The organism is Acidimicrobiia bacterium (assembly GCA_040878325.1).
GTDB lineage: Bacteria > Actinomycetota > Acidimicrobiia > Spongiisociales > UBA11373 > JAUYIV01.
Genome location: JBBDMM010000010.1, coordinates 197,897 through 222,369, shown reverse-complemented (window position 1 = coordinate 222,369; position 24,473 = coordinate 197,897). Strand labels below are relative to the sequence as shown.

The 24,473-nt window shown below is 66.8% G+C and carries 18 protein-coding genes; 8 read left to right on the top strand and 10 right to left on the bottom strand.

The features are described from left to right. Positions 1-181: 181 nt before the first annotated feature. Positions 182-3,265: a hypothetical protein gene (locus tag WD184_06140; GenBank protein MEX0826312.1), complete on the bottom strand. Its 3,084-nt coding sequence runs from the start codon at positions 3,263-3,265 to the stop codon at positions 182-184. Next, positions 3,262-3,792 (bottom strand): sigma-70 family RNA polymerase sigma factor, encoded by a 531-nt coding sequence (locus WD184_06135; protein ID MEX0826311.1) that lies wholly within the window; start codon positions 3,790-3,792, stop codon positions 3,262-3,264. Before WD184_06135 ends, WD184_06140 begins: the two co-directional genes overlap by 4 nt. A gap of 196 nt (positions 3,793-3,988) precedes the next feature. On the opposite strand from WD184_06135, the gene WD184_06130 reads away from it, so the two are divergent. Continuing rightward, positions 3,989-4,870, top strand: coding sequence for a DNA-formamidopyrimidine glycosylase family protein (locus WD184_06130; GenBank protein MEX0826310.1), 882 nt, complete (start codon positions 3,989-3,991; stop codon positions 4,868-4,870). 109 nt (positions 4,871-4,979) lie between these two features. On the opposite strand, the gene WD184_06125 is transcribed toward WD184_06130, so the two are convergent. The 5 genes from WD184_06125 to WD184_06105 are packed head-to-tail and all read right to left on the bottom strand — an operon-like array spanning position 4,980 to position 9,760. After that, a complete protein-coding gene (locus WD184_06125; GenBank protein ID MEX0826309.1) occupies positions 4,980-5,924 on the bottom strand; it encodes a GDP-mannose 4,6-dehydratase in 945 nt (314 codons plus the stop codon). Positions 5,925-5,931: 7 nt separating this feature from the next. Beyond that, positions 5,932-6,954: an NDP-sugar synthase gene (locus WD184_06120; protein ID MEX0826308.1), complete on the bottom strand. Its 1,023-nt coding sequence runs from the start codon at positions 6,952-6,954 to the stop codon at positions 5,932-5,934. Between the two features lie 15 nt (positions 6,955-6,969). After that, on the bottom strand, positions 6,970-8,283 hold the full coding sequence (locus tag WD184_06115; GenBank protein ID MEX0826307.1) for an LCP family protein: 1,314 nt from the start codon (positions 8,281-8,283) through the stop codon (positions 6,970-6,972). Positions 8,284-8,332: 49 nt separating this feature from the next. After that, the gene (locus WD184_06110; GenBank protein ID MEX0826306.1) at positions 8,333-9,004 is read right to left on the bottom strand and encodes a dienelactone hydrolase family protein; all 672 of its coding nucleotides are present in this window, start codon (positions 9,002-9,004) and stop codon (positions 8,333-8,335) included. Positions 9,005-9,061: 57 nt separating this feature from the next. Continuing rightward, entirely contained in the window at positions 9,062-9,760 is a 699-nt protein-coding gene (locus WD184_06105) for a biotin--[acetyl-CoA-carboxylase] ligase (protein MEX0826305.1), read from the bottom strand. Between the two features lie 70 nt (positions 9,761-9,830). On the opposite strand from WD184_06105, the gene WD184_06100 reads away from it, so the two are divergent. Together WD184_06100 and WD184_06095 are read left to right on the top strand one after the other, a co-directional pair. Next, entirely contained in the window at positions 9,831-11,384 is a 1,554-nt protein-coding gene (locus WD184_06100) for an acyl-CoA carboxylase subunit beta (protein MEX0826304.1), read from the top strand. A 10-nt stretch (positions 11,385-11,394) separates the two neighbouring features. Then, the gene (locus WD184_06095; protein ID MEX0826303.1) at positions 11,395-13,143 is read left to right on the top strand and encodes an acetyl-CoA carboxylase biotin carboxylase subunit; all 1,749 of its coding nucleotides are present in this window, start codon (positions 11,395-11,397) and stop codon (positions 13,141-13,143) included. A 189-nt stretch (positions 13,144-13,332) separates the two neighbouring features. Here the strand turns inward: WD184_06095 and WD184_06090 are convergent, their stop codons facing one another. Continuing rightward, positions 13,333-14,172, bottom strand: a complete 840-nt coding sequence (locus WD184_06090) for a DMT family transporter (protein MEX0826302.1) — start codon at positions 14,170-14,172, stop codon at positions 13,333-13,335. 9 nt (positions 14,173-14,181) lie between these two features. Next, the gene (locus tag WD184_06085; protein MEX0826301.1) at positions 14,182-15,771 is read right to left on the bottom strand and encodes a methylmalonyl-CoA mutase family protein; all 1,590 of its coding nucleotides are present in this window, start codon (positions 15,769-15,771) and stop codon (positions 14,182-14,184) included. A 98-nt stretch (positions 15,772-15,869) separates the two neighbouring features. Between WD184_06085 and WD184_06080 the strand changes: the two genes are divergently transcribed. The 4 genes from WD184_06080 (at position 15,870) to WD184_06065 (ending at position 21,762) form a co-directional block, all read left to right on the top strand. After that, the gene (locus tag WD184_06080; GenBank protein MEX0826300.1) at positions 15,870-18,326 is read left to right on the top strand and encodes a transglycosylase domain-containing protein; all 2,457 of its coding nucleotides are present in this window, start codon (positions 15,870-15,872) and stop codon (positions 18,324-18,326) included. A 71-nt stretch (positions 18,327-18,397) separates the two neighbouring features. Beyond that, positions 18,398-18,826, top strand: a complete 429-nt coding sequence (locus WD184_06075) for a hypothetical protein (GenBank protein MEX0826299.1) — start codon at positions 18,398-18,400, stop codon at positions 18,824-18,826. Between the two features lie 21 nt (positions 18,827-18,847). Then, a complete protein-coding gene (locus WD184_06070; GenBank protein ID MEX0826298.1) occupies positions 18,848-19,609 on the top strand; it encodes a Sir2 family NAD-dependent protein deacetylase in 762 nt (253 codons plus the stop codon). 35 nt (positions 19,610-19,644) lie between these two features. Next, positions 19,645-21,762: a SpoIID/LytB domain-containing protein gene (locus WD184_06065; GenBank protein ID MEX0826297.1), complete on the top strand. Its 2,118-nt coding sequence runs from the start codon at positions 19,645-19,647 to the stop codon at positions 21,760-21,762. Here the strand turns inward: WD184_06065 and WD184_06060 are convergent. Then, positions 21,746-23,158 (bottom strand): hypothetical protein, encoded by a 1,413-nt coding sequence (locus tag WD184_06060; protein MEX0826296.1) that lies wholly within the window; start codon positions 23,156-23,158, stop codon positions 21,746-21,748. The two genes, WD184_06065 and WD184_06060, sit on opposite strands and share 17 nt — an antisense overlap. A gap of 73 nt (positions 23,159-23,231) precedes the next feature. Between WD184_06060 and WD184_06055 the strand changes: the two genes are divergently transcribed. Beyond that, on the top strand, positions 23,232-24,473 hold the full coding sequence (locus tag WD184_06055; GenBank protein MEX0826295.1) for a hypothetical protein: 1,242 nt from the start codon (positions 23,232-23,234) through the stop codon (positions 24,471-24,473).

Below are 24,473 nucleotides of genomic sequence, written 5' to 3'. Positions count from 1 at the left end.
CGCAAGAAGCACCGTCCTCCTCCGGCTTCCAGGGGAGGTGGCGCCGCCGCTTCGGTGGTGAGGGAGGGGGCAGCTGAGACAGCGTGCGGTCAGACGACGGGTCCAGCCCCGCCCGCAGGGTCAGCTGCCCCCCTCGGCCCTTCGGGCCACTCCCCCCGGAATACCTGGGGAAGACGTTCGCTCACGGCAACCAGAACCCGTCGATCAGCAGTTGGGCGTCTTCTTCCGAGTCGCAATTGATCCAGATCGAGTCGACGCCGTCGCCCACCACGATCACCCATGTGTCGGACTCGCCTTCCTGGCGCCTGAAGGTGAACCACGGAAGCGGAACCTCGGTCCCATCCACGTCCACGCTCGCTTCCACCGTGATCTCGGGACCGCCGTACCGTGCCGAGAGCTGGCATGAGCCCCGGGGCGCTTCGAACGCAAAGGCCACCACCTCGCCGTAGGACCCGTCCGGCCACTCAGTCTGCGTCAGACCCACCGTGGAGCGGAGCCAAAACCCGGTTGGGATGTCCAGTTGCATCACGCCGACCGGGATCGTCGGTGGGTTGGCGACGCTGCCGTCGCCGAGCCGCTCGATCGGGTAGCGAAGCACCTTCTCGCCGAACGAGTAGATGGCGTTGTCGGTGCCGATCAGCGTCGGTTGCCAAGACCAGCCGCTGAGTACATCCATCGGGATCGGTACCCAAAGGGACCGCACCGGATCCCAGATCGCCATCCCGGAGCAGCCCACCTGGGCCACCGGCAGATCGCCGACAGCGACGAGGAACGCGTCGCACTCGGAGAGACGCAGCGGCAGGTTCTCCCCGAGGTGGACGTCAGCGAAGTCCACCACCCGGGCCACCTCACCGTCCCGGGTGACCACGAACAGGCCGTGCTCGGTCAGGACGCTGAGGCGCCCCGCCTCGCCGATACCGAGTGAGGCAACGCTCTCCCAGGTTTCCGCTCCGGGGACCAGCCAGTAGAGGTCGCCTGCTCCGATGGCGGTGATCCGCTCCCCGCCCCACTGGTGGAACACGCTCGGTGATCCGACCTGTGATCCCGCGTCCGGGACGATGGGAATCTCGATGGTCTCGCCCCCATCTTCGTCAGGTACCCAGGCGAGACCGAACACCGGCGCTGCCAGCGACCTCCCGATCCATACCACCTCGGCCCGGAACGGCACCCGGTCGAAGAACTCGCCCTCCAGGACCGTCCAGGAGTCCGCCACCGGGTCGTATGTGGCGGCTCCGCTCACGCAGTTGGGGGTGACGAGGGCGGCGCCGCGCAGCAACACCGCATCGCCGATCCACGTGGCAGTGGCCTCAGTCAACGGGCAGAGGCCGTCGGGCGGATCGGATGCCATCCGCCAAACCCCGGTGGTGGGATCGAACAGATAGGCGTCCTGGTGGAACCTGGCGAAGTTGGGGGTCTCCTGCGAGTACCCGTCGTGGCCGCCCCAGACGAAGATCTCGGACCCAGTCCACACCACCGCGGTCCGCATCCTTCCGGCCACCGGGCTCCCCGCGATCTCCTCCCACCCGGTGCCGATGATGATCTCGGGTGACGGCGGCGCTATCTCCACATCTTCCACGAGCGCCGACCTCAGGCCGAGATGGAAATCGGATACGGCGCCGGGGAAATGGCTCGGATCCGGCCCCTTCTGACAGTGGATGAAGACCACGTCGCTGGTGCTGGTAGGAACGGCCGCCGCCCATCCGTCGTGATCGGCGCCGCGGTAGTAGGTAGCGGGGAGCACCGGGCGACCCGGACTGTCAATAATGCCAGGGCCGACTTCGATGAACCCCTCAGGTGACCACCCCTCGGAGGCGTAGGTGGAAGTCACCGAGCAGGTTGCGGTAGGGCTGAGAAAGACCAACCCGATGGTCTCGTCGTCCGGGATGATGCCGTCCGGCGACTGATCCGGGGCAAACGAGGAGACCAACTCCCATCCCGGAGGAATGTCGAGTTCCGCCACGCCGATCGGCACCGTCGGTGGCGGCTCGATCGAGCCGTCGGCAGCGCGCTCGATCTCGAACCGGCGGAAAGTGTCACCTCCAACCGTGTAGATCGCGTCGTCGGCACCCACCAGCTCCCCGGAGTTCCCGCCGTCGAGCGGCACCGGTATCCACGAGGACCGCACCTCGTCCCAGATCCCAATACCCGAGCACATCCGCACCACCGGTGTCCCCCCGGCAGATACGGCCTCAGGAAGGCACTCGTAGAAGCGCAACGGGAGATCACCCGGCCGCGACCAGACGCTGGTGTCCCGATCGAGCACCGCGGCCGCCGCCTGGTAGTTGACGACAAGGAGCCCCTGGTCGGTCCACACGCTGTCGCGGGCACGATCAGGCACCGGTGGTTGGGCCAGCGTTCGCCACTCCGCTTCCTCGCCGGGTACCCAGGCGTAGACCGGGCCTGACCCGACGACCAGGATTTCAGAACCGCTCCAATGCGCCCGCTGCGGGCTGTGAACGGCCGCGTCCGCGTCCGCGGGCGTCGCCATCATCCCGTCGTCCAGATGCGTGAGCGTCGTGCCCGTGACGGGGTCGTACGCCAATGCGATGTTGGTTGCTACCAGAAGCTCACCGGTCCACACCACCTGCACGCCGGGACCCAGCGAGTCACCGAACTCCGGCGCCACCGGCACCCAGGCATCGGCCTCGAGGTCGTAGATCGCCGCCCTCCCGGAGTTGGGCGCCCGAGGTCTGCCGTAGACGAAGACGTCGCTCTCCATCGCCACCGCCCGCGGCTCGGCGATCTCGAAGACCTCCTGAGGCACCTCGGCCAGGCTCTGCCACGCTCCATCGACCGGATCGAACAGGTAGGCGTTCTGGTGGTATAGGACCGGCGAGGGGTCTTCCTGCCTGTAGTTGTCGTGCCCCCCGAACACGAACAACCCGTAGTCGGTCCAGGCGACTGCCATCCGATACCGCCCGGCGATCGGGCCGGGGTCGAGTTCCTCCCAGCCGACGCCAAGCGGGGGTGGACCGATCGACGGCTCCGGACCGGTGGTCGTAACAGTGGTCGTCGTCGACGGAAGGGTCGTGGCGACCCCAGGGATGGTCGTGGTGGGGACCGCCAGTTCGTCCTCCTCCGGTGGCGACACCAGGATCGCCACGACCAGTGCTGCTCCCACAAAGGCGCCGGAGAAGAGGAGTGCCCGCCGTTGGGTGCGCCGCTGCCGCCTGGTCCGATACGCCTCGGGATGGAGGTGGCCGCCCGTGGCCGCGTCGGACCGAGCCTGTTCGGCTGCCTGGCGGGCAAGGTCGTCGAGACTCATTCCTCCACCTCGAGGCGGGTCGCCAGCGTCGCCCGGGCGCGGGACAGGTGCACCCGGACGGTCGAAGCCTTGATGCCGAGGATCTCGCCGATCCCATCGGCATCGAGATCCTCGACGAAGGTGAGGGCGACCACCTGGGCCTGCCGGTCGGGCAGTGCCCGCACCTCATCCCAGAAGCGGTCGGCCACGGGATCGGAGGGCCCCGGTGTTTCGGTCGCCGGAGCGAGTCGCAGCACGGCACGGGCCTCAGAACGGAGGCGGCGCCATCGGCCGACGGCGAGGTTGAGGGCGACCCGGCGGGTCCAGGCACCCGGGTGTGCCATGAGACCGACCCGGTCCCAGTCGCGATAGGCGCGGTAGAACGCCTCCTGGGTGACCTCCTCGGCCTCGCCCCGGCGTTTTGTCAGACCCATCGTCACCGCCAACACCGATCGCACCTCGCTCCGGTAGAAGTCGTCAAACGACCCAGGCTGACCGACGACCTGCCGATCATCCGACTCATGGTCTCCCCGGCCTTCCCGTTCCATCCAGTTGGTATAACGCGTTAGGAGGGGGTTTGTGCTTACAGGGCCCCGGCGTGCTCGATACGCGATACGCGATACGCGATTCGCGATACGAAGGAACCGTTCACCTCTGATTCGAGAGCGCTGGCGGTCTCTGTCGCATTGCGAATTGCGAATTGCGAATTGCGGGCGAGCGAAGCGAGCCCTTGACTTTCCCCGAATGCCTGAGCTCCCCGATGTCGTGATCTACCTCGAACGGCTCGAAGCGTTGGTGGGTGGGTCGACACTGCAGAAGGTCCGCCTGGGGAGCCCCTGGGTGTTGCGGACCTACGACCCGCCGATTTCTGCAGTCGAGGGGAAGAAGGTCATTGGGTTCAGGCGCATCGGCAAGCGTCTGGTGTTCGAGTTGGAGGACGACCTGTTCGTCGTCGTCCACCTGATGGTGGCGGGACGGCTGCGGATGCGGGAGCCCGGCGCGGCCATCCCCAAGAAGCGGGGGCTGGCCGCCTTCGACTTCGAGAGTGCCACCTTCCTGCTCACCGAGGAGGGCACCAAGAAGCGCGCCAGCATCCATGTCGTGAGGGGCGAACCTGCCCTTGCCGAGCACGACCGGGGCGGGGTGGAGCCATTTGCGGCGACTCTTGACCAGTTCACCGAGGCGCTAGGACGGGAGCGCCACACCCTTAAGCGGTCGCTCACCGACGCCCACCTCTTCTCCGGCATCGGCGGTGCCTACGCCGACGAGATCATGCACCGGGCGAAGGTGTCGCCGGTAGTACGCACCGACCGCCTCACCGACGAGGAGATCGCCCGCCTCCACACCGCCACCACCGAGGTGCTCTCCGAATGGGTGGACCGCCTCCGCGCCGAAGCCGGCGACGGCTTCCCCGAGAAGGTGACCGCCTTCCGAGATGAGATGGCGGTGCATGGCAAGTTCGGTCAGCCGTGCCCGGTGTGCGGCAAGCCGGTACAGCGCATCGTCTATGCCTCCAACGAAACCAACTACTGCGCCAAGTGCCAAACCGGAGGCCGAGTGCTGGCCGACCGAGCGCTATCGAGGCTGCTCAAGGAAGACTTCCCGAGGACTCTCGAAGAGGAATGAGGATTGAGCAATGCGCAATGAGCAATGCGCGACGCGACCAAACCAGCACGTGAGACATTTCCCGGTTCGCGCATTGCGCATTGCGATTCGCTTGGCCAATCGCCAATCGCTAATCGCCCTTGCCCCGATACCACTCCACTGTCTTCGCCAGACCCTCCTCGAGCGAAGTCCACGCCTCCCATCCGAGTTCCTTCTTGGCGCGCGACGCGTCGAGTACCGATCGCTGGATTTCGCCGGGCTTGGCGGGCGCGAACTCGGGTTTGGTTGGATAGCCGGTGATCCCGGCGAGCACCTCGTAGAGGGTGAGCACCGAGGTCTCGACCCCGCTGCCGATGTTGATGAACTGGCCACCGGCGGTGTCGGCGGCGCGATGGAAGGCGTCGCACACGTCTTCGACGTAGACGAAGTCGCGGGTCTGGGTGCCGTTGCCGAATATCACCGGCCGACGCCCCTCGAGCATCGCAAGCGAGAAGATGGCGGTGACCCCGCCTTCGAGGCCCGGGTCCTGGCGGGGTCCATAGACGTTGGCCAGCGCCAGCAGGGTGTAGTCGACCCCGTACATCTCCGAGTACCAGCGGAAGTAATCCTCGACCACCTTCTTGGAGATGCCATACGGCGACTCGGGGGCCTTCGCCGAAGTCTCCTTGGCGGGGAGCTTCACCCCGTCGCCGTAGATCGCCCCGCCAGTCGAGGCGAAGCAGAGCTTGCGGACCCCGGCCTTGCGAGCGGCCTCGAGCAGGTTCACCGTCCCCAGGACATTGATCCGGGCGTCGTTGAGCGGATCGTCGACGGACGGTCGCACCTTCGACTGGGCGGCCAGATGGAAGATCACCTCGGGGGCGAACCGCGCCACCAGGTCGGCCAGCTCCGGCTCATCGATCCCAGTCACGTGGATGTTGGCAATGCCCCGTCGCCGGGCGTCGGCGAGGTTGTCGATGCGGCCCGACGACAGATCGTCGACGACGAGCACCTCCCATTCGCGGTCGACCAGCAGTTCGACGAGGTGGCTGCCGATGAATCCGGCCCCGCCGGTGACGATTGCCTTCCTGGTCATGACCCTCTCATTTCGGAGGCGTGAATGTCACGGCCCGTTCGGTGAGTACCACGTCAGGGCCGATCCTCATCCCGTGATCCAGCTCGCACCCCGAGTGGATCGTCGCCCGTGGCCCCACCACGCTGTCGCCGGTGACACTCACCCCCGAACCGACGTGGGCCCCCCAACCAACGACGGCCCGGCGGACCACCGCCCCTTCATCGACCGTCGCCCCGCCGAGGATGACCGATTCCGCCACCACGGCGCCCTCCGCGACCGTGGCGTCGGGGGCCACCCAGGCCCAGGAGCCGCTGGTGGCGACGCCGGGAGGCGCCACATGAGCGTGCCCTGCCTCGAGCAGCACCGCGGCATGGGTGTCGAGGTACAGCGACGGAGTACCGATGTCGATCCAGCCGGCGTCTACCACGACCCCGGCAAGCCGCCCGGCGGCGACGAGGTCGGGGAACACGACCCGCTCGAACGAAAGTGACCCCGGCTCGTAGATGTCCAGCGCCTCGGGTCGCATCAAATAGATGCCGGCGTTCACGGTCTTCGCCGGCGCATTCTCGGCAGGGGGTTTCTCGACGAATCGTTCGACCATGCCGTCGGCATCCGTGACCACCACTCCGTATGCGCTCGTGTCCACCACTTCGACCAGGGCCAATGTCGCCGCCGCGGTATCGGGGACGGCCGCCACCAGCTCACCGAGGTCCGCCTGCACCACGACGTCGCCGTTGAGGACGAAGAACAGGCCGTCGAGCCTGTCGAGGACCGCCCGCACCGGCCCGGCAGTATCGAGGCGTTCTTCCTCGACCGAGAGATGGACCGCCAACGAATCGACGCCGGCGGCGTACGCCTGCCAGGCCGCGAGATGCTCGGTGTCGACGGCGAGGAACACCTCTTCGACCCCGACTTCCGCCAGGCGGGCGATCTGGTAATCGACGAAGGGCACCCCGGCGAGGGGAAGCAGACCCTTAGGTACCTCGGCACTCAACGGCCACATGCGAGTACCGCGGCCACCCACCAGGAGCACGGCTTGCCTCGGGGTCATCGCGGGGAAGTTTGTTCAGGCGGAGGGGGCATCGAGCCCGACGATAACCACGATGTCCACGCCGTCGCGGATACCGCCGACCACCGCCTCGCCGTAGCCGAGGAAGTCCACGATCTCCTCGGCGATGTGAAGGAAGTTGGGACGGGCCACCACCTGGGTGACCGCGAAGTCGGCCCGACCCGCGTCCGTGGTGTCGACCACGTTGAAGCCGCCGCCGCCGAGCACCTCCGCCACCTGGCTCGCTGAACCTTCGCGACCGTTCCCGTTCTGCACCTGGATCGCCGCGGCGAGGCCCGGCTCCGGGCTCATCCGTTGTCCGGCGAGGAAGGCGGCGATTGCCGCACTGGAGTCGGGCTCCACCGGGATGACATAGGAGGTCCCCCCCTCGGTGCTGATTCGCACCGGCAGGGTCATCGCATCGAGATCCTCCGACCCGACATTGCGCATCGTCCAGGCGAGCTCGATGATCTCTTCCTCGTTGAAGCCCTCGTCGGTCACCACGAACCTGCCGAGCGCATCGAGCAAGTCGTTGAAGCCGCCGATCGAAGAAGGACGGTCGATCTGGGTGAGGATCGCCATCAGCACATCCTGCTGCCGCCGGGTCCGGTTGATGTCATTGCCGGCGACCGAGACCCACGAGCCGTCGCGAAACTCTTGATAGTTACGGCTACGGGCAAAGGCGAGGGCGTTTCGCCCGTCTAGTACCTGCTTGCCGGCATCGGCCTCGAAGCCCGACCGAATGTCCCGGGCCGGGTAGGGGAAGGTCATCTCGATCCCGCCGATGGCGTCCACGATGCCGGCGAATCCTGAGAACTCCACCTGGAGGTAGTGGTGGATGGGGGATCCGGTGAAGTTCCTCACCGCCTCGACGATGCCGGATGGGCCGTTGGTGAAGGTGGCGTTGATCTTCGTGGTGACGCCGTTGTGGACGATCTTGAGATCCCGGGGCAACGAGAGCATCTGCACCGAGTCCGTGCCGGGATCGACCCTGATCAGGATGATCACGTCGGCGCGCTGGCCGCCAAAGTTGCCGAAGTTGGTCAGGTCGTCGAGGTTCGCCCGGCTGTCCGACCCGATGAGGAGAAAGGTCCGGGGATCGCCCACTTGGCCGGGACGATCGGGCAGGCTGAGATCGGTGGCCGGGATGGTCGAGACCGCCCCCGAGACCTTGCGCGCCGCCAGCCACACCGCCCCGAGCACCCCGAAGACGATCAGATTGGCGACGATGAGGAAGGTGACGATCGCCTTCTTCACCCAAGTGCGCGGCGGCGGTGGGGGCACCGGGACGCGCGAGGGCGACGGAAGCGGAGGCGGGGTGGGCTGCGTCATCGAGGTTGTGCCTTTCTAGCAGCAGCCCCGCGCTACCCGGATCCGCCGGTCACGCCATCGCCGGCGTTCCGAGGTGTCGATCGAGAAATGCGATGACCCGCTCGTAGGCATCCTTCGCCGAAGGGGCGTGGTAGTCGGGAGAGCCCTCGTCGTGGAACCCAGGCCCGACATCTCCGTACCGCACCCACTCACCGCGCCCCACGTCCTGGTGAAGGCGCTTCATCGTGTCGGCCTGATCGGTGGCGACCAGGCACAGCAGAGGCCCATCGGAGCCACCGAGAAGGGCGGCATCAACCGCCTCGGGCCCTCCCACCACGATCAGGGCGCTGTTGTGGGCCGCGGCCAACCGGCCCGCCGGTGGGACGCCCTGCTCCAGGCCGAGAACGCCCAGCCGGCCCGCGTCGGCCCAGTCCTGCCAATCCTCGCGAAGCGCCTCCACGACGTCTTCGAGATCGTCGTGCGGACGCCCGGGCTCCTTCGCGGTCGATGGAGCGTTGGAACGATGATCCGGGGCAACGCCGATGTACCCGAAGCGCGCCAGGTGACGGCACGCCGCCTTCACGCTCGGAGTCAGCCCCGCCACCCCGTGGGCGACGACTACCGCCGGATACCGGCCCTCCATGTCGGGACGGGCCAGGTACACCGACCGATACGGCGGCATCGGCAGGGCCTGCGATCCGTAGAGGATGGTCACCCGGCCTTCACCGGTGAGGACGGTCATTGTGCAGTTGCGTCCATGTGGATTAGACAGAGTACTTAGAGAACGTGGAGGCAAGAATCAAGAGTCAAGATTCTGCTCTTGGCTCTTGGCTCTTGGCTCTTGGCTCTTGAATTCCCTGACCATGCGGACGGCCCCCGAGTCGAGCGCGATCAGGCCGTCCGCCGCCTCTACTTCGAGTCGTCCCCGTTCGTCGACACCCACTGCGGTACCGGCGCCTGCCGGTTCCCAGGCGATCTCCTCGCCGATCGTGGTGCAGTAGGACTGGTACTCGTCGCGTCCCCAGTCGTTCGGATCGGCGTCGAGTCGATCGAGCAGGCGTTCCGCCCACACCGAGGCGAGCGACCGGGCAGCCTCCGCTCCCCGATCCTCGACCCAGAGAGCGCCGGCCCCGCTCATTGGTTTCGACCACCACAGGTTCACCCCGATGCCGACCACCGCCACCTCCCCGTCGGACTCGGAGAGGATCCCCGCCACCTTTTCCTTGCCGCGTACGACATCGTTGGGCCACTTGAGTCGAACATTCCCCAGTGCGTCCACCGCGGCGAGGCCCGCCACCAGCGGGATGAGCGACCACAAGTCGGGTTGCCAGCCGGGCCGGAACGCCAGCGATGCGGCGAGCGACCGGTCGGAATCGACCCATTTCGCCCCGGATCGCCCCCTGCCGGCGCTTTGTGAGGCCGCGGTGACCAGCATCGGATCGCCCGAGAACAGCCTGCGAGCGTCGTCCTGGGTGGACGCAGTCGTATCGAGGTGCACTTTGGTCAAAGGTGTAGCCATGGTGGGGGGGCGCGAGTCGAACCCCTGAGACGACCATACTCAAACGAGAATGAGCAGCACAGAGAAGAAAATCGAGCGCCTCCGCGAGTTCCGTGAGGAACACGCCCACGCCGGGAGCCAGCGCGCGGTCGACAAGCAGCACGAGGCGGGAAAGATGACCGCCCGCGAGCGGATCGACGCCCTGCTCGACAAGGGCTCGTTCGTCGAACTCGACATGTTCGTCCGCCACCGTGCAACCGGTTTCGGCATCGAGGACCGCCGTCCGCCCGGCGATGCGGTGATCACCGGCTGGGGCACCATCGACGGCCGCACCGTCTTCGTCTTCGCCGAGGACTTCACCGTCTTCGGCGGTTCCCTCGGCGAGGTCGTCAGCCAGAAGATCTGCAAGGTGCTCGACCTGGCCATGGACACCGGTGCCCCGGTCGTGGGCCTCAAGGACTCCGGCGGCGCCCGGATCCAGGAGGGGGTGCTGGCACTCGACGGCTACGGGGAGATCTTCCGCCGCAACGTGATGGCCTCCGGAGTGATCCCGCAGATCTCGGTGATCATGGGCCCCTGCGCCGGCGGGGCCGTCTACTCACCGGCGATCACCGACTTCGTGTACCAGGTCGAGGGCACCTCGCACCTCTTCATTACGGGGCCGGACGTGATCAAGGCGGTCACCGGCGAGGACGTCACGTTCGACATGCTCGGCGGGGCGGGCCCCCACAGCACGACCTCAGGGGTCACCCACTTCGTCAGCAGCGACGGGCAACACGCACTCGAGGAGGTCAGATACCTGATCTCGTTCCTCCCCCAGAACAACCTGGAAGCACCGCCATTTTTCACCCCCACCGACCAGCCCGATCGGATGGACGAGGGCCTCACCACGATCGTCCCCGATTCCGCCAACCAGCCGTACGACATGGTCGACCTGATCGAGTTGGTGGTGGATAACGGCGAGTTCTACGAGGTGCATCAGCACTTCGCCCCCAACATCGTCATCGGCCTCGCCCGCCTCGACGGCTACACGGTCGGCATCGTCGGCAACAACCCGGCCGCCCTCGCCGGCACCCTCGACATCGATGCCTCGGTGAAAGCGGCTCGATTCGTCCGCTTCTGCGACGCGTTCAACATCCCGATCGTGTCTTTCGTCGATGTCCCCGGGTTCATGCCGGGCGTCGATCAGGAGCACGGCGGCATCATCCGCCACGGCGCCAAGCTGTTGTACGCCTACTGCGAGGCGACGGTGCCCCGCGTCACCGTGATCACCCGCAAGGCGTACGGCGGGGCTTACGTCGTCATGAACTCGCGCAGCGTCGGCGCCGACATCGCCTTCGCCTGGCCGACCGCCGAGATCGCGGTGATGGGCGCCCAGGGCGCGGTCAATGTGATCCACCGGCGAGAGATCACCGAGGCCGAGGAACCGGAGGCCCGCCGGGCAGAGCTCATACAGAGCTACGAAGAGGCGTTCTCGAACCCCTATGTCGCCGCCGAGCGGGGGCTCGTCGACGAAGTCATCGAGCCGCGCGAGACCCGCCCCCGCCTCATCCAGGTCCTGGAGATGCTTCGCAACAAGCGGGTGAACCTCCCGCCCAAGAAGCACGGAAACATCCCTCTCTAGGATGCCCTCCATGCGTTCCGTAATGATCGCCAACCGTGGGGAGATCGCGGTAAGGGTCATCCGGGGCGTCAAGGAGATGGGGTTGCGGGCCATTGCCGTCTACTCGGAGCTGGACCGCGATGCCCTTCACGTCCAGCACGCCGACGAGGCCTGGAACATCGGGCCCGCCCCTGCCGCCGAGTCGTACCTGGACATGGACAGCATCCTTCGGGTGGCCCGCGAGTCCAACGCAGACGCCATCCACCCTGGCTACGGATTCCTGGCTGAGAATCCCGATTTCGCCACCCGCGTGATCGCAGCCGGGCTGACCTGGGTGGGCCCCCCTCCCGAGGCGATCAGGATCATGGGCGACAAGATCTCCTCCCGGGTCGCCGCCGCCGCGGCCGGGGTCGAGAGCGTTCCGGGCACCAACGAACCGCTGGCGAATGTCGACGAGGTGCGGAAGGTTGCCGCCAAGTTCGGGTATCCGATCGCCATCAAGGCGGCCCACGGGGGCGGGGGTAAAGGACTGCGCGTGGTGCGGTCCGCAGACGAGCTCGAAGCCGCGTTCGAGGCGGCCCGTCGCGAGGCAGATGCCTACTTCAAGAACCCCGAGGTCTACGTCGAGAAGTACCTCGAATTCCCTCGCCATATCGAGGCCCAGGTCCTGTTCGACACCCACGGCAATGGCATCTTCCTCGGCGAACGCGACTGCTCCTTGCAACGCCGCCACCAGAAGTTGATCGAGGAGACCCCTTCGCCGGTACTCAGCGACAAGCAACGCAAGGCGCTGGCCAAGGCGTCGCTGGCAGTCGCCAAGGCGGCGGGGTATGTGAATGCCGGGACTGTCGAGTTCCTGCTCGATCAGAAGGGCGATCTGTACTTCCTCGAGATGAACACCCGGCTACAGGTCGAACACACCGTCACCGAAATGGTCACCGGCGTCGATCTGGTGCGGGAGCAGCTTCGGGTGGCAATGGGCGAGCCCCTGTCGATATCAGAAGTGTCGCCCCGCGGGCACGCCATCGAGTTCCGAATCAACGCCGAAGACCCGGCCAGGAACTTCATGCCCACACCGGGGCGGATCGTGGACTACCGCGAGCCAGGCGGCTTCGGAGTGCGGGTCGACAGCGGGTACGGCGCCAAGTCGACGATCAGCCAGTACTACGACAACCTCGTCGCCAAGTTGGTGGTGTGGGGCCGTGACCGGGATGAAGCCATCACGAGATCGAAGCGTGCCCTCGCCGAGTACCGGATCACCGGCATCGCCACCACCATCCCGTTCCACCAGCTGGTGCTCGACACCCCGGCGTTTCGCGCCGGCACCCACCACACCCGCACCGTGGAGGAGGACCTCGATCTGGCGGGGATCACCCAACCGACCCCACCACAACTCCCCGAAGACGAGGAGCTCGCCGAGCGGCAAATGACGGTCGAAGTCGGCGGACGCCGATTCGTGGTGAGGCTGTGGGCGCCGGAGATGCCGCTCCCTTCCGCCTCGGGCAGGCGGCAGGCACCCCGGCGGCGTCCACCCAAGCTCACCACCACCGGACCGCCAACCGACGGCGAAGGGGCGATCACCGCACCGATGCAGGGCACCATCGTCAAGGTTCACCAGAAGGCGGGCGACCGGGTGGCAGCGGGAGATCCCCTCTTCATTCTCGAGGCGATGAAGATGGAGAACGAGATCAAGTCCCCCATCGACGGCGAGATCGTCGACATGCGTGTGACCGCCGGCGACAAGGTCGCCGGCGGGGCCGTTCTAGCAATCGTCCGGTAGACGGCTCCGGCTACGGCTCCAGCTCCAGCCCGAAAAGCTTCGGCCACGGCTCCGGCTCCAGCCAGAACGGTGAATGATCCCGGTCGCGGTCGGCTCTTGCCTAATTGCTCATCGCCAATGGCGTGCGTAATCGCGAGGCGAATTTCTGACTGGAGCTGTAGCTGGAGCCGGTAGGGCCGGCCTCCGGCGCTACCCCACCGCGATCAAAGTCACTGCCACGGCCGCCAGCGCGAGGCCGGCCAACTGCCTTCGCACTGTTCGTTCTCCGAACACCATCCTCGCCAGCACCATCGTCGAGGTCGGATAGAACGACATGATCACCGCGACCACCGACAGCAACTCCTTCCGCACCGCGATCAGGAAGAGCACGTTGGCGGCCATGTCGAGGATGCCCGCCGTGGCGATCGTGGGCCAGGCGTCACGCCGGGGCAGGTAGCGCGCCCTCATCAACGGCACCAGGACCGCCATGAGGGCCAGCGATCCCACCCTTGCTCCCGCCAGCGGCCACATCCCTGACTCGGCCGCGGTGCGGGAGATCAGGATGCCGAATAGTCCGAAGCCGAAGCCCGCCACCGCCCCGAGGTAGGCGGCCCGATGGCCTCTGGTACCACTCGGATCCGCAGAACCGCTCGCCGGGAGCAGCAGCATCGCCGGCAGCGCCAAAACCATCCCCACCCAGGCGAGGGCGGCGGGACGCTCGCCGGTGACGATCCCGAAAACCACCGGCACCAGCGTGCTCACCACCGACGCCACCGGGGCGGCCACCCCGATCCGGGTGGTCGCCAGCGCGTGATAGAAGACCGCTAGCCCCACCGACCCGGCGAGACCTGCCCCAAAGCCCCAGGCGAGGTCGGCGAATGGGGGCGCCCCATCGCTGAACAGCGGCGCCGCGGCGAAGATCGCCACCAGCGCGACCGCCTGCGACCCGGCGACCACGGTGACCGCAGCCGTGCGGCGGGACGCAAACCCACCGACGAAGTCGGCGACGCCAAAGGTCACGGAAGCGAAAGCGGCGAGGAGGAGGGGCATTCAGGAGACTCATCCCGGTCGATACCGACCGAACACATCCGCCAGTGCTGCCGACACTTCGCCAAGGGTGGCGTTTCGTTCCAGGGCGGTCTTCATTGGGTACAGCAGGTTGCCGTCGTTGGCGGCGGTGGTGCGAACCGCGTCGAGGGCGGCTTCGACCTCCTTGGAGTCCCGGTTGGCGCGCAGTTCATTCAGGCGGGCGGCCTGGTCCTTCTCGACCGAATGGTCGACGGCCATCGCCGGCACTTCTGACTGCGCGCCGTCGACGAAGCGGTTTACCCCCACCACCACCGACTCGCCCGACTCGACCCGGCGGGCCTCGCGGTAGGCCGAGTCCTCGATGATGCGCTGTACCACTCCCGCCTCGAGGGCGGCCACCGCTCCCCCGGCCGCCTCGATCTCGCGCATGACCGCCCGTGCCGCCTCCTCCACCGCGTCGGTGAGGGACTCGACGAAGTATGACCCGGCCAGCGGGTCCACCGTGTCGGCGACTCCCGACTCGTAGGCGATGATCTGCTGGGTGCGCAAAGCGATCCGCGCCGAGTGGTCGGTCGGGAGACCAAGCGCCTCGTCGAACGCATTGGTGTGCAGCGACTGGGTGCCCCCGAGCACCGCGGCCAACGCTTCGAGCGCGGTGCGGACGATGTTGTTCTCGGGCTGTTGGGCGCTGAGGCTGCTGCCCGCCGTCTGGGTGTGGAACCGCATCTTCCACGAGTCGGGGTCGGTGGCGCCGAATGTGTCGCGCATCTCATGTGCCCAGATGCGGCGGGCGGCGCGGTACTTGGCGATCTCCTCGAAGAAGTTCGAATGCCCGTTCCAGAAGAAGGACACCCGCGGGGCGACGGTGTCGATGTCGAGGCCGGCGGCGGACGCCGCCTTCAGGTAGGCGAGCCCGTTCGAGATCGTGATTCCGATCTCCTCCGCCGCGGTTGAGCCCGCTTCGCGCACGTGGTAACCGCTCACCGAGATCGTGTTCCAGGCGGGCAGCTCGGCTCCGCAGTACCGGAACAGGTCCGTCACCAGCCTCATGGACGGACCCGGCGGATAGATGTAGGTGCCCCGAGCCGAGTATTCCTTGAGGATGTCGTTCTGGACGGTGCCGCGGATCCGATCGGCCGGCACCCCGGCTTCCTCGGCGACGATCTGGTAGAGGAGCAGCAGGATCGCCGCGGTCGAATTGATCGTCATCGAGGTCGACACGTCCCCAAGGGGGATCCCGGCCAGTAGACGGCGCATGTCGTCCACCGAGTCGATGGCGACACCCACTTTCCCCACCTCACCGCGCGCGATCGGAGCGTCGGAATCGAGACCCATCTGGGTCGGCAGGTCGAACGCAACCGAGAGCCCGGTCTGGCCCGCTTCAAGGAGAGACCGGAAACGCTCATTCGTGGCGTCGGCCGTGCCGAAACCTGCGTATTGGCGCATCGTCCACAGCCGACCGCGATACATGGTGGGGTGGGGACCGCGCGTGAAAGGGAAGGAACCAGGAGCACCGAGAGCGACATCGGCGTCCCACGATTCGAGGGTCTCAGGGCCGTAAATCGGTTCGATCTCGATGCCGCTCGAGGTGTGGCGGGGGGTATCGGATATATCGGCCATCGTTACACTGACAAGCGGTCAGGCTTCCCCTCTGAGGTCGAGCGGATGCTACCCCGGAACTCTTTCCCCTCCCCTTACGTCTCTCGTTGAGGACACCCATGGACATCTCCATCCACGAGGCGGAGCGTCTCGAGCGAAGCGGCCGGCGTTTCGTGGCATTCGCCGTGCTCGCTGCAATCGTCCTGATCTCCTCCACCTGGATGGGCCTGTTCGTGTTCCTCGGGGCGAACAGCGCCAACGGAACCCTGCTCGACCTGCGCGAAGAGTGGATCCCGGACGTCGAGGCGATGCAGCTCGACTTCCCCGACCTCGGCAGTCTGTCGACCGTCTATACGGCCGACGGCGTGGTGCTCGGCCAGCTCACGGAACGCAACAGCCAGCCGGTGCCGATCGAGGAGATCCCCGACCTGGTGATCTTCGCCGTGCTCGCCGCCGAGGACGACGGATTCATGGACCACGGTGGAGTCGACTACCAATCAGTGATGCGGGCGCTGTTCGCCGACCTGACCGGCGGGCAGACCCAGGGCGGCTCGACGATCACCCAGCAGGTCGTCAAACAGAATTTTGTCGGAAGTGAGCCGACCCTCGAGCGCAAGGTGGCGGAAGCCACCATCGCCATCGAACTCGAACGCCGCTACACGAAGGAACAGATCCTCGAGTTCTATCTCAACTCCGTTTTCTTCGGCGAGAACGCCTACGGCATCAGGGCGGCCGCGCAGGAGTACTTCGGCAAAGAGCTCGATCAGCTGACCATCGCCGAGGCAGCCGCGCTCCCGGTGCCCATCCGCAACCCTTCGCTGTACAACCTGCGCAACGACAGCGAGATCCCCCTGCGGGCCCGCAACGCGGTGATCGACAACATGGTCGAGGAGGGCTGGATCACCGAGCAGGACGGCGAGCGGGCCAAGGACACCCCGATCACGACGGTGGTACACGAGGACTTCCAGGACCCGGCGCCGCAGGTGCTGATTGCCGCCCGCGACGCGCTGCTCAACGACTCCCGCTTCGGGCTCGGGTCGTCCTACCTGCAGAGGAAGCGAGCGCTCTTCGGCTGCCCGGCCCACGACACAGAGTGTGAGGGCGGCGGCGGGTTGAAGGTGTACACCACCGTCGACTTCGAACTGCAGGAGTACGCCCGATCGATTCTTCAGGACTGGTTCCCCCCCGGCCAGGATCTCCCCACCGGCGCCATCGCCATGGTCGACAATCGCACGGGTGCCACCGTCGTGATGGCATCGGGACTCGACTTCGGCACCGACCTCGAGGCCGGCCAGCGTCAGTACGACCTCGCCACCAAGGGACGCCGCAACCCAGGTTCCGCCTTCAAGCCGTTCGGGATGATCGCCGCCCTCGAGCAAGGCATCGTCCTCAACTCCTACTGGGACTACAGCACACCGCAGACGCTCGATTTCGGGGGAATCGAGCCCTGGGTGTGCGCCAATGCGGGTAACAACCCACCGGGGGTCCGGACGCTCGAAGCCGCTCTCTACCTGTCGACGAACACCGTGTTCTGCCAGGTGGCGATCGCGGTGGGTGCCGAGAACATCGTCGATGTCGCCCACCGCATGGGGATCCGCTCGCCGATCGCCGAGGTGCCCGCCATCGTGCTCGGTGCGGCCGCCGTCAGCCCCCTCGAGATGGCCAGCGCCTATTCGACGATCGCCAACCAGGGCGTCTACGTCGCCAACTACCTGATCGAACGGATCGAAGACAACGACGGCAACGTGATCTATCAACATCAGGTCGAGGGCCGGCAGGTGCTCGAACCGGCGCTGGCGGCATCCGCCATCAACACGATGGAAAAGGTCATCACCCTCGGCACCGGTGGCGCCGCCGACATCGGCCGTCCCCAGATCGGCAAGACGGGGACCCACGAGGGGAACTCCGACGCCTGGTTCGTGGGCTCGGTCCCGCAGTTCAGCACCGCAGTGTGGGTCGGCTATCCCGACGCGCAACTCGCGATGCTGAACCTGACGATCAAGGGTCGATTCATTCCCCGGATGTTCGGGAGCAGCGCCCCCGCGCCGATCTGGAAAGAGTTCATGACCTATGTGCTTCAGGACGTCCCAGTGGAGAACTTCCCCGAGGATCCGCCCGGCATCGACGTCTACTACACCTTGCCGCGGGTAGAGATCCCCGATGTCATCGGACTGACCATCGATCGAGCGCGAGACGAGATCCTCGCCGCGGGTCTGGGAGTCGAAATCCGGTCGGTGAACTCCGACGAACCGCGCAACCGCGTGGTCGCCACCAACCCGCCTCCGGGCACCAGGGTGTCACAGGGGACGACGATCGAAGTCGAGGTCTCCAACGCCCAGTCGCCGACGACAGCCCTGCCGGATGTGACCGGCATGAAGCGCGGCGTGGCCGGCGACACCCTGCGGGCTCACCGGAACCAGACGGGAATCGACTTCGATTGGGTGTACATCGAGATCGAGACCTCGGTGTCCGCCGACCACAACGAGGTCATCGACACCAACCCGTCACCGGGGTCGCCGATCACCGAGGACACCGTGGTCCGGGTATCGGTGTGGGTCTACGTCGCCGAGGACTAGCGCAGGGAATCATTTCGCGCTCCTAGTCGATGCTATTGCATTCAACTGCTGTTATTTGATATCAACCTGACATGACCGCCGTGGTGCCCGGGATCCTCCGTCGAGATGCCCGTCCTCCCATCGAGATGGAAGCCGCGCCAGCCCCGGGCACCACGACGGCCTTCCGCCCCACCGCCCTCCCCCGGCCGATCATCGCCGCCCTGGCTTTCGAGCACGACACACCCGGGCACGAGCCACCCGACCCGGCGGTTCGGCGATTCTGGACCGCCATCGTCGGACCGGGCGCGGTCGCCGACCTCCTCCGACTCATCGCCGCGACCCGAAGCGGGCGAAGGCTGCGGGAGCCCCTCCATCTCGGCATCCTCGCCGCCGAGGGGTTGATCGAACGCGAGGGGCCGATCGTATTGGTGAGGCCGCGGGTGCCGTACCTCGGGGCGAGCCAGTTGCGCCGGCTCCACCCGGCTCTCCGCGCCGAATACCGGAGGCTGCTGGAAGGCTGACCGCCCTACGATCGGAGGGTGGTGCAGGCTCTCGCCGCGGCCGCGGCTCTCCTCGATTGCCGTCGACTCCTCGTCTTCACCGGAGCGGGGATCTCTACCGAATCGGGCATCCCGGATTTTCGCGGGCCCGAGGGGGTCTGGACCAAGGTAGATCCCGAAGAGTTCACCTACTCCCGCTATCTCGAGAACCCCGAGACCCGGCGGGCGTCGTGGAGGATGCGAACCGCGTCCGGCGTGCTCGGGGCCGTTCCCAACGCGGCTCACCGGGCGATCGTCGACCTGTGGCGGGCGGATCTGATGGAGGCGTGCATCACCCAGAACATCGACGGGCTCCATCAGGCGGCCGGCCTCCCGGAGGACATGGTGATCGAACTCCACGGAAACGCCGGCGAGACCGTCTGCCTCGATTGCGGCGATGGCCAGGCGACCGCGGTCGTCGCCGCACGCGTCTCCGCCGGGGAGGACGATCCCGCATGTCTCCTTTGCGGGGGCATCCTCAAGGTGGCGGTGGTCTTCTTCGGTGAGGCTCTGCCCCGTAGAGCGCTGATGCGAGCCACCATCGCCACGGGCGATGCCGACGGGGTTCTCGCCATCGGTTCCACGCTTTCGGTATTCCCCGCCGCCTCGTTCCCCATCGAGGTCGTCGAGGCGGGCCATCCGATGGTGATCGTCAACCGGGGACCCACCGAGCTCGACGACCTGGCGACGGTGATCGTCGAAGGGGCCGCCGGCGAGGTGGTCCCTGATCTGGTGGCGCGGCTCGTCACCACCCAAAGAAACTAGTCAACCCACCCAAGAGACCCTCCGATGCGGAGGGTATGCATGATGGCTACTCGCCGTCGTTGCAGCGCCGCATATTGGTGGCCGGGGCGGTCGCCATCGTGTTTGCGCTGTTGCCGGCACTACCCGCCCGCGCCGCGCCTACGTTCACCCTCGAAGGTGGTGGGTTCGGGCATTCGGTCGGCATGAGCCAGTTCGGCGCCTACGGGATGGCCCGCGCCGGCTACTCATGGCAGGAGATCATGTCTCACTACTTCACCGGCGCCACTCCCGGCAACGTGTCCCCTGCCCTGGGGAACGAGCCCATCTGGGTGAATCTGACGATGGAGCGGCAGGTGCTCTCGCTGACGGTTCGCTCGATCGGGGCGGCACCCAACTCCCCCGTGACCTTCACCTCCACTGCCGGCTCGGTCGCCGCAAGCGCGGGCCAGATCGTGACCGTCACCCGCCTCAACGGGGGGAGCTGCCGTGTCGACGCTCCGGGCGGGAGCTTCACCGGCCCTTGCACCATCGACGCCGAATGGGACGGTTTTGCCGACTCGCCAACCGCGGGCGTGATCCTCGATGGCTGCACACTCATGAATTGGAATCTCACCACCGGCAGCCGGGCGCAGCCATGCACTTACTCCCGCGGTGGGCTCCGGATCCGACCAGACAACAACACCAACACGGTGAATCTCTCCGTCGAGCTCGGCATCGAGGACTACATCCTCGGCATCTCCGAGATGCCCTACTACTGGGGCAACTCGGGAGGAATGGCGGCGCTCGAGGCCCAGGCGGTGGCGGCCCGGTCCTACGCATACTCGAAGATCATTGCCCGGGCCGCGCCGGAGGATCGACCCTGGTGCTGGTGCTCGCTTTACGACACGACCGTGGACCAGAGCTATGTCGGCTGGGGGCATGGGACCCAGGCATGGATCGACGCCGTTCGGAACACCGAAGGAAAGGTGATGACCCACCCGTCGGTGAAGGTTGGCGGTCAGCTCACCCCGATTCCCACCTACTACTCCTCCAGCACCTTCGGCTGGACCGAGAACTCCGAAGACGGGTTCTCCAGCTCGGCGCCTTACCTGCGCTCGGTCGATGACCATTGGAGCCAGCTGCCCGAGGTCGGCAACTCGCACGCCCGGTGGACCCGTCAGTTCTCCGGAAGCCAGCTCGCCTCCCTGCTCCCCGGGATGACCTCCGTCACCGGGCTGGCGATCACCAAGTGCTCGACCACCGGTGCCGCCCTCGAGATCACCTTCTACGGGTCCGGCGGGCCCCGGGCCTACAAGACGAGGGACCTGCGCGGGATCCTGAGCCTCCGATCGATGCAGGTGATCTCGGTCTCGGATGGTGGAGCGCCCACGGGGTGCGCCACGCCGGCGCCGCCCAGCCCGCCGCCCACGACCACGACCACGACCACGACGACGACATCGCCGGTGACACTCCCCACTTTCCCGACGACCACCACCACTACCGAACCGCCTTTCCCCACCACCACGACGGTGCCGTCCCTCCCCACCACCACAACGGTGCCGGCGGTGACGACAACCACTGCGGGCGCGACCACACTGCCCGTCCCCACCACGACTTCGACGACCGCGCCCGCCACCACCGTGACGACCTCACCCTCCGGCGGGACCACCACGGCGTGCATCGCGCCACCTGTGGTCGACAGCCTCGTCCGCCAGCAGGTGGTCCTGTGGGCCGGCGCCTCGGGTCGATCGGTCAGGGAGCTCCAAGCGTTCCTCAAGGCGATCGGCTACGCCCCCGGTCCCGTCGACGGTGTCTACGGGTCGAAGACGGTGAACGCCGTGAGGAAGTTCCAGACATCCCGCAATCTCCCGGCGGATGGCATCGTGGGCAGCATTACGCGATCCGAGGTCGCCACCATCGCCACCGCGGCCCAGTACGCGGAATTCCTCCGTCTCGAGGCCCGGGTTCTCAAGGCGGGTGTCTCGGGGTCAGACGTGCGCCAACTCCAGCACTTCCTCAAGCTCATCGGATACAACCCCGGCTCCGCCGATGGGGTATTCGGCCCGCAGACCGAGAAGGCGCTGAAGGTTTTCCAGAAGGGGAGCAGTCTGATGATCGATGGGGTCGTCGGCTCCGAAACCAGGCGCACCCTCGCTGGCACTGTCGGACTCGAGAGCTTCACCGACTGTCGCTGACCGGTTCGCCTCCGGGTGGGCCGGTGCTGCGGGTCCTGGCCTCACGGAACGCCGACCACCACAGCGGGAGGCTCAGCAACGACAGGGAGTACACCGCGAACGACTCCCTGAAGGACGGCTCTCTCACCGTCAGCACTGCCAGGACCAAGAACGCGACGAGCGCCAGCCCCGGCCATGCCAAGTGCCTTCGCCGCACGGCCAGGGCGGCGATACCCGCCAGTGCGGGCCACACGATGGTGCCTGCCCGCCAGAACATCCAGAGTCGGTCGGGCTGATCGGTGCGCACCAAAATCGCCTTGGTGGCGTTGAACCCCGGCACCCACAGTGAGTCCCGGACGATTCCCAACTCGTTGGGGGGGACGTTGTAGACGTAGGTCGAGAATCTCTCGCCAAAGGGCTGTCCGGGCACCAACAGCACCCCGGCAGCGCACCACCGATGACCGGCGACGGTGGTCGGGTGCGAGCCAGCGGCCCTGAACAGCAACCCGCGGTAGGCCCCGGGGTCGGCCCGGATCACCAAGGTGTCGAACTCGCGGTCGCCGATCAGGGCCGCGCCATCGACACAGGTGTAGGCGGCGTCCCACACCTCGAGATCGGCCACCGCGGCGAGCAACGCCAGGTCGGCGTCGCTGAACCAGCCAGCATCATGGTGATATACCGCGGCGACCTCCGGGGCGTACGCCTCACCGAGAGGTGCCACCGCGCGATCCACCGAGAACGCCGCGTACAGCGGGCCCTGGACGAGGAGGAAAAGTGCCACCGCTCCCGCGACCGGCGCCCCCAGCAACCCGACGGACCGCCGGAAACCCAATGCGAGGGCGCCAAACACCAGGACCACCACCACCAGACCTGCGTGGTCGAACAACCAGGCCATCCCCAGGGCAGTACTCAGGCGGGCCAAGGCCCACGGATCCCGCAGGTAGCGGACGGAATCGGGCGCAAGCGCCATCAACTCGACGAGCACCCAGATGGCGACGAGGGTCTGGGCAACCTGTACTTCGAGGGCGATCGTGGTGGCCCCGACGGCGGGGAGCCATCCGAACACCAGGATCGTGATGCCCCCCAGCCACCACGGGACGCCGACGCCATGGCTCCGCCTGATGTACGCGCCGAGCAGCGCCACCATCGCGGCCACCTGTACCAGCGTCACTGCTGCCGGCGAATCCCAGATGCGAGTGATGAGCCACACCAGGATCGAATGGATCGCTGGGATCTCGTTGGTGAAGTCGGCGGAGTCGACCTCGGCAAGCTGCGTCAGTGATTCGATGGACAGGATTCCCGGATACCACGCCACCCACCAGATGATCAAAGGCACCGCGGTGAACACCAGAAAGAGCCACCACCACCGCGAGCGATCGCGCTGAACTGGCTCGAGGGGGCGTTCGATGATGTCCACGGCGACGCAGCCTATTCAGTAATCGGACAACCCCGGATTACGCTCCGGTTTCGCTGACGACAGCGCTCCCTCAATGACCGACCCCACCGACACGACCTCGCCCCTCGCCGCCCGAGCCCCTGGCTCGGGCACCGCCTATATGGTCGTCGGCACCCTGGTGGCCGCGCTCTCCGCCTACCTGTTCCAACTGATCGCGGGCCGAGCCCTTGGCCCCACCGAATTCGCCCCGATCACTGTCCTGTGGACCATCCAGTTTCTCGTGCTGACCATCGTGTTCGTGCCCATGGAGCAGCTGACGATCCGCCGGTTGAGCTCGGATGATCCCGACGCCGGGCCCTGGCGGCTGTTCATTGGCGTGATCGTCCTTTCGGTGATCGTCTCCACGGGTTTCACTGCGCTGGCGCTCGACCGGCTGCTCCACGGCGAAACCACCTACCTCGTGATAATCGCCGCCCTCATCGCGGGCTATGGCGGATTCGCGCTCGCCCGGGGCATGCTTGCCGGGCACCGCCGCTTCAAGGAGTACGGGCTCTCGACCCTGGCCGAATCGGTGTTCCGCCTGGTTCTAGCCGCGACCCTGCTGGCCGTTGGGGTCGGCGCGGTAGGGCTCGGCTGGACGCTGGTCGCCGGTTCGCTGGTGGTGTGGATCTGGCTGCCGTTCCGTGCGGAGCCGTTCCGCCGCACCGGGGAGAACTCCCGGGGTTCCGGCTCGGGGCTGGCGACGTTCGTTGCCGCCAACGCCGCATCGCAGACGATCGTTGCCGCCGGTCCCCTGGTCGTCGGCGCTCTCCGGGCATCGTCGGCAGAAGTCAGCGTCTTTTTCGAAACGTTCCTGCTGTTTCGGGCGCCGCTGACCGTCTCCTACAGCCTCATCGCCCGGGTCCTTCCCCCCTTCACCCGCTTCGTGCAGAGTGGAAATCAGGCAACGATCCGCCTTTGGGCATGGCGCCTCGGCGCACTCGGAGCAGTCGGCGGGGCGCTCGGCTACGCGGTGGGTCGGGCGGTGGGACCCGACCTGGTGGCGTTCCTCCTCGGCGAAGTGTTCCGACCAACCGCGACCCTCGCCGCCTATGCCGCTGCCGGCGTCGCCATCGCAACGATCGCCCTCTTCGCCCAGCAGATCCTCATCGCGATGCGGGCGACAGGGAAGCTCGCCGTCTCCTGGGCCTTCGGACTGGCGGCGGCTTCCCTCACAGTGATGGTCGCCGAGGGAAGCCCCAGCGCCCGGGTGGGTGCCGGCTTTCTCGTCGGTGAAGCCGTCGCCTTCGCCCTGATCGTGACGATGATCGTCAGGAGCTCGAGGTCAACCGCCTGA